The organism is Brevundimonas sp. (assembly GCF_013823285.1).
In the GTDB taxonomy this organism is placed as follows: domain Bacteria; phylum Pseudomonadota; class Alphaproteobacteria; order Caulobacterales; family Caulobacteraceae; genus Brevundimonas.
The window spans coordinates 1-6,307 of sequence record NZ_PNLV01000123.1; the positions used below are offsets into that span (position 1 = coordinate 1).

The 6,307-nt window shown below is 70.7% G+C and carries 4 protein-coding genes and 1 pseudogene; all 5 read left to right on the top strand.

What is annotated here, in order from left to right; all coding sequences use genetic code 11:
• Window positions 1–2,284: glycoside hydrolase TIM-barrel-like domain-containing protein (locus C0461_RS12795; RefSeq protein WP_292107549.1), on the top strand; the 2,284-nt coding region annotated here is incomplete at its 5' end.
• 210 nt (window positions 2,285–2,494) lie between these two features.
• Entirely contained in the window at window positions 2,495–3,433 is a 939-nt protein-coding gene (locus tag C0461_RS12800; RefSeq protein ID WP_292107550.1) for a DnaJ C-terminal domain-containing protein, read from the top strand.
• Window positions 3,433–4,587: a phosphoserine transaminase gene (locus C0461_RS12805; protein WP_292107552.1), complete on the top strand. Its 1,155-nt coding sequence runs from the start codon at window positions 3,433–3,435 to the stop codon at window positions 4,585–4,587. Before C0461_RS12800 ends, C0461_RS12805 begins: the two co-directional genes overlap by 1 nt.
• Before the next feature lie 108 nt (window positions 4,588–4,695).
• Window positions 4,696–5,988 carry an adenylosuccinate synthase gene (locus C0461_RS12810; protein ID WP_292107555.1) on the top strand — a complete coding sequence of 431 codons (1,293 nt, stop codon included), beginning with the start codon at window positions 4,696–4,698 and terminating at the stop codon, window positions 5,986–5,988.
• Between the two features lie 121 nt (window positions 5,989–6,109).
• Window positions 6,110–6,307: pseudogene (locus tag C0461_RS12815) on the top strand (response regulator); the annotation flags it as partial.

The window sequence follows — 6,307 nt, forward strand, 5'->3', positions numbered from 1 at the left end:
CCTGGACCCGCTGTGGGCGGACCCGAACATCGATTATGTGGGCGTCGACTGGTACCCGCCCATCGGCGACTGGCGCGAGGGGGAGGGTCATCTGGACGCGGTCGCCGGATATGCGGGGTCGGCGGACCCCGCTTATCTGGCGGCGAACGCGGCGGGCGGGGAGAATTTCGACTGGTACTATGGGTCGGAGGCGGACCGGGCGGCGCAGGTGCGCACGCCGATCACGGATGAGGCTTACGGCGAACCGTGGGTGTGGCGGTCCAAGGATCTGAAAAGCTGGTGGTCCAACGCCCACCATGACCGGCCGGGCGGGGTGCGCAGCGCGGCGCCGACGGCCTGGATTCCGGGCATGAAGCCGATCCGGCTGACCGAGTTCGGCTGCGCGGCCGTGGACAAGGGCGGCAACGGGCCGAACCTGTTTTCGGACCCCAAGAGCAGCGAGAGCTTCCTGCCGCCGTTCTCGACGGGGGCGCGGGACGACCTGATGCAGCGGCGGGCCATGGAGGCGTGGCTGAGCCACTTCGCGGCGGATGGAAACAATCCGGTTTCGGCGGTCTATGGCGGGCGGATGGTGCAGGGGCTGGACGCCTGGTGCTGGGACGCGCGGCCCTATCCGGACTTTCCGGCGCGGGAAGCGGTGTGGGCCGATGCGGGCAACTGGCGGGCCGGGCACTGGCTGAACGGGCGGCTGGCGGGGGAGGGGCGTGATCTGATCGCGGCGATCCTGAAGCGGGGCGGGCTGGACGAGGCGGACTTCGTCATCACCGGCGTGGACGGGGCGGTGGCGGGCTATGTGATCGACCGGCCCATGCGGACGCGCGATGCGCTGGAGCCGCTGCTGTTCGCCCTGGACGCCGAGGGCGGCGAGCGGAACGGGCGCGTTGCGGTGGTCGGGCGGCGGGAGGGCGTGGTGAGCCTGTCGGCCGGGGCCTTGGCCATGCCGAAGGACGGGGCGCCGATATCGGCGTCGCGGGTGCTGGAGACGGCGCCGGACACGGTGCGGGTGCGCTTCATCGACGAGGTGGCGGACTATCAGGCCGGGTCGGTGGTGCTGCGCGGGCCGGAGACGGGCGGCGGCGGGCTGGACATGGACCTGCCGGCGGCCTGTTCGGCGGGGCTGGCCAAGGCGGGGGCGGAGCGGGCGCTGGCGGCGTCAGCGGAGACCCTGACGGCGCACCTGGCGCCGCTGGAGGCCCTGCGGCTGGAGCCGGGGGATGCGGTGGCGGTGGAGGGCCGCGCGGGCGTCTGGCGCGTGACGCGGATCGAACTGGACGAGGAACCGCGCGCGGTGCTGACGCCGTGGGTGGAGACGGGGGCGGTCGATGACGGCGTCGACTGGCGGGTGGCGGCGCCGGGCGGCGGCGTGGGCGCGCCGTTTATGGCCCTGCTGGACCTGCCGCCGCTGCCGGGCGCGGAGGACGACGGGCGGCCGCTGGCGGCGGTGGCGGGGGAGCCGTGGCGCGCCATGCAGGTGCATGGAGGCGCGGATGCGGACGGGCTGACCGCGCGGGCCGGCGTTGCACAGCCGGCGACGGTGGGGCGGCTGACAGCGTTCCTGCCGTCCGGCGTGACCGGGCGCTGGGACGAGGTGAACGTGCTGACGGTGGGGGTGGAGGGCCGGGCGCCGGAGACGCGGAGCGCGGACGCGGTGCTGAACGGGGCCAATGCCGTGGCGGTGCGCGGGGACGACGGCTGGGAGATCGTGCAGTTTCGGGACGCCGAGCTGCTGGGCGGCGATGTCTGGCGGCTGAGCGGTCTGTTGCGCGGGCAGCAGGGCACGGAAGGGGAGATGGGCGCCGGGGCCGGGGCGGTCGTCGTGTTTCTGGATGAGACGTTGGCGCGGCTGGAGGTTCAGGCGGGCGAGCGGGGGCTGCCGATGCTGTGGCGCGCCGGGCCGGCGGGGGCGCCGCCGGGCGGGGACGGGTTCAGCGAGGCGGCCTTCACCTGGCGTGGGGTGCATGACCGGCCCTGGGCGCCCGCGCATCTGACCGTGACGGCGGAGGACGGCGGGCGGCGGCTGTGCTGGATCGCGCGGACGCGGCGGGAAGGGGACCGCTGGGACGGGGAGACGCAGGCGAGTGATCCGCTGCGGTTCCGGGTGCGGATGCTGGACGGGGAAGCGGTGGTGCGGGCCTTTGAAGTGGAAGCCGAGACGGCGGTCTATGACGCGGGTGATCTGGCGGCGGATTTTCCGGGCGGCGTGGACTATAGCGCCCGCGTGGCGGTGAGCCAGTGGAGTCCCGTTTTCGGATGGGGCGTGGAGGCGGTGGCGGTGCTGGGTTGATGTCTCCTCTCCCGCTTGCAGGGGAGGGGGACCATCCGAGGGATGGTGGAGGGGGCGACCCTGGACGCCGGCGCTTGAGGTTGCCCCCTCCACCGCTTCGCGGTCCCCCTCCCCCATGCGCGCATGGGGGAGGAGATTGCGGCTTACCCTTTGCGCTCGCGCCCGCATGGCTTAACTGACGGCTTTGGCTTTTATGGAGCAGGGCCGGACGTGGCGGGTGATCCCTACAAGGAACTGGGCGTGGCGCGCGGCGCCAGTCAGGACGATGTCCGCAAGGCGTTCCGGAAGCTGGCCAAGGAATTCCATCCGGACAAGAACCCCGGCGACACGGCGGCCGAGGACCGGTTCAAGCGCATCACCGCCGCCTTCGACATTCTGGGCGACGAGGAGAAGCGCAGGAAGTTCGACCGGGGCGAGATCGATGCGGACGGGCGCGAGCAGTTTCGGGGCTTCGGCGGCGGCGGTGGCGGGGCGCGTCCGGGCGGCGGCTTCGGGCAGGGCGGTTTCGGTCAGGGCCCCGGCGCGGGCGGCGCCAAGGCCGGGTTCGAGGGCATCGATCTGGATGAACTGTTCGGCATGTTCGGCGGCGGCGCTGGGGCGCGGCCGGGCGGCGGGCGGGGCTTCGCCTCGCGCGGGCAAGACCTGAAGGCGACCCTGGACATCAGCCTCGAAGACGCCATCACCGGGGCGACCCGGCGCATCCAGTTCTCGGACGGGCGCACCCTGGACGTGACCATTCCCAAGGGCGCGGGGGACGGCCAGACCATCCGCCTGCGCGGGCAGGGCATGCCGGGACGTGGCGGCGAGGCGGGCGACGCCCTGATCGAGCTGAAGGTCCAGCCCCACCCCCTGTATCGCCGGGAGGGCGCGGACCTGCACATGGATCTGCCGGTGTCGGTGCCCGACGCGGTGCTGGGCGGCAAGGTGACGGTGAAGACGCCGGACGGGGCGGTCAGCATGACCATTCCCAAGGCGTCCAACTCGGGTCAGGTGCTGCGGCTCAAGGGCAAGGGCGCGTTCGCGAGCGGCAAGCGCGGGGATCTGCTGGCGAAGCTGGTTGTGACCCTGCCGGAATACCAGGACCACAACCTCGTCAAATTCGCCGAGAAATGGCGGGCCGACCGGCCCTATTCGCCGGGTAAGGCGTGATGACGCCGGGATCGAAGCCGTCGGTGAAGCCGACGCGGCCGTGGTTCTCCGCCGGGCCGACGGCCAAGCGGCCGGGCTGGTCGCTGGCGGGCCTGCCCACCGATCTGCTGGGCCGGGGCATCCGGGCGCCGGAGGTGGTGGCGCGGTTCGCCTACGCCCTGAGGCTGACGCGCGAGGTGCTGCAGGTCCCCGAGGACTATGTGGCCTGTTACCTGCCGGCGTCTGACACGGGGGCGGTGGAGGCGGCGCTGTGGGCCATGCTGGGGCAGCGGCCGGTGCAGGTGGTGGCCTTTGAGAATTTCGGCCTGACCTGGGCCGCGGACGTGCGCGACCACCTGAAGCTGGACCCGGAGATCATCGAGGCGCCGTGGGGCGAACTGCCGGACCTGTCGCGGGTCGATCCGGCGAAGGACGTGGTGTTTCCGTGGAACGGGACCACCTCGGGCGTGCGGGTTCCGAACGCCGACTTCATCAGTGACGAGCGGGAGGGGCTGAGCATCTGCGACGCCACCTCGGCGGCGTTCGCCATGCCGCTGGACTGGCCGAAGCTGGATGTGACGACCTTCTCGTTCCAGAAGGCGCTGGGCGGCGAGGCCGGGATCGGGGTGGCGGTGCTGTCGCCGCGGGCCGTGGAGCGGCTGGATGCATACCGGGCGCCGTGGCCCATCCCCAAGGTCCTGAGGCTGCAGGACGGCAAGGGCTTCGATCGGGCCCTGGCCACCGGGACCATGATCAACACCTTCTCGGTGATGACCATCGAGGACTGGATCGACGCTCTGGAGTGGGCGCAAGGCATCGGCGGGCTGAACACGCTGATCGCGCGCACGGACGCCAACTTCGCGGCGCTGGCCGAGTGGGTCGGGCGGACCGACTGGATCGATTTCCTTGCCGTGCGGCCGGAGACCCGGTCGACCACCTCGGTGTGCCTCAAGTTCACCGACGAGCGGGTGACGGGCCTGCCGGGGGAGGATCAGCGCGCCTTCGTGAAGCGGTTCAAGGACCTGCTGGAAGGCGAAGGGGCGGTGTTCGATATAGAGCCCCACCGCAATGCGCCGCCGGGGCTGAGGCTGTGGTGCGGGTGTACGGTGGAGACGGCGGACGTGGAAGCCGCGACGCCGTGGCTGGACTGGGCGTTCGAGGAAGCGCTGCGCTGAGCCTGCGTCGAGTGTGCGGCTGCCTGCCACGAAATGGGCAGGAGAGGGGGACACGGAGCGATTCCCCCGGTATAGCCTGCTCCCGCAATTCCAGCGGAGTATAATGTCTTGGCGAACGTCGCGGTGGTCGGCGCCCAGTGGGGCGACGAGGGCAAGGGCAAGATCGTCGACTGGCTGTCGAACCGGGCCGATGTGGTGGTGCGCTTCCAGGGCGGTCACAACGCCGGCCATACGCTGGTGGTGGGCGACAAGGTCTACAAATTGAGCCTGCTGCCGTCGGGCGTGGTGCAGCAGAAGCCGTCTGTGATCGGCAACGGCGTGGTGGTGGACCCCTGGGCCCTGCTGGACGAGATCGGCCGCATCGAGGCCCAAGGGGTGTCCATCACCCCGGAGATCCTGAGTCTGGCGGACAACGCCTGTCTGATCTTGCCGCTGCACAAGGACCTGGACCAGGCGCGCGAGGCGCAGGCGGGCAAGACCAAGATCGGCACCACCGGGCGGGGCATCGGCCCGGCCTATGAGGACAAGGCGGGACGGCGCGCCATCCGCGTGGGCGACCTGTCGGACCCCGAGGCGCTGGACGCCAAGATCGAGCGGCTGCTGGCCCACCACAACGCTCTCCGGAAAGGCCTGGACCTGCCGGAAGTGGACGTGGCCGGGCTCAAGGCTGCGTTGCTTGAGGTGGCGCCCAAGGTACTGGTCTATGCGGGACAGCCGGTGTGGCGGACGCTGGACCGGTTCTACCGTGAGGGCAAACGCATCCTGTTCGAGGGCGCCCAGGGCACCCTGCTGGACGTGGACCACGGCACCTATCCCTATGTGACCTCGTCGAACACGGTGGCGGGGCAGGCGGCGGCGGGCTCGGGCCTCGGGCCGCGCTCGGTGGGCTATGTGCTGGGCATCGTGAAGGCCTACACCACCCGCGTGGGCGAGGGGCCGTTCCCCACCGAACTGTTCGACAAGGTGGGTGAACGCATCGCCGAGCGCGGGCGCGAGTTCGGCACGGTGACGGGGCGGCCGCGGCGCTGCGGCTGGTTCGACGCGGTGCTGGTGCGCCAGTCCATCGCCGTGAACGGCATCCACGGCATCGCCCTGACGAAGCTGGACGTGCTGGACGGGTTCGACGAGCTGAAGATCTGCACCGGCTACCGGATCGGGGATCGCGAGCTGGACTACCTGCCGGCCGGCATGAAGGATCAGGCGGGCGTGCAGCCGGTCTATGAGACGCTGGAAGGCTGGAGCGAGAGCACCCAGGGCGCGCGGTCGTGGAAGGACCTGCCCGCTGCGGCGATCAAATATGTGCGCCGGATCGAGGAGTTGATCGAGGCGCCGGTGGCCCTGCTCTCCACCAGTCCGGAGCGGGACGACACGATCCTGATGCGGGATCCGTTCGAGGGATAGGTTCATTCTGGAACCCGGCATCTCGATATAGCGTCAAGGCGATGTTTACCCAAAATGGGTAACCATAGGGCGTTCGCCGGAGTCGCCTTTGTTCACCACTGATGCAAAAAGTCTGGCCAGGATGGCCCCCACCCTGAAGCGGGTGCTCATTGTCGATCCCAACGGGACGGCGGCCAAGCTGCTGGCCGAGAGCCTGAAGGGGCTGGGGGTGGGCGAGGTGGTTCACCGGGCCGAGGGCCGCGTGGCCCTGGACGCCTGCCGCGATTTCGAACCGACCCTGATCTTCACCGAGTACAAGGGTCCGAACCTCGACGGAGAA

Bases quoted from the DNA above. Each gene is read 5' to 3' on its own strand.
- C0461_RS12805 (WP_292107552.1), top strand. From the start codon at position 3,433: ATGACGCCGGGATCGAAGCCGTCGGTGAAGCCGACGCGGCCGTGGTTC.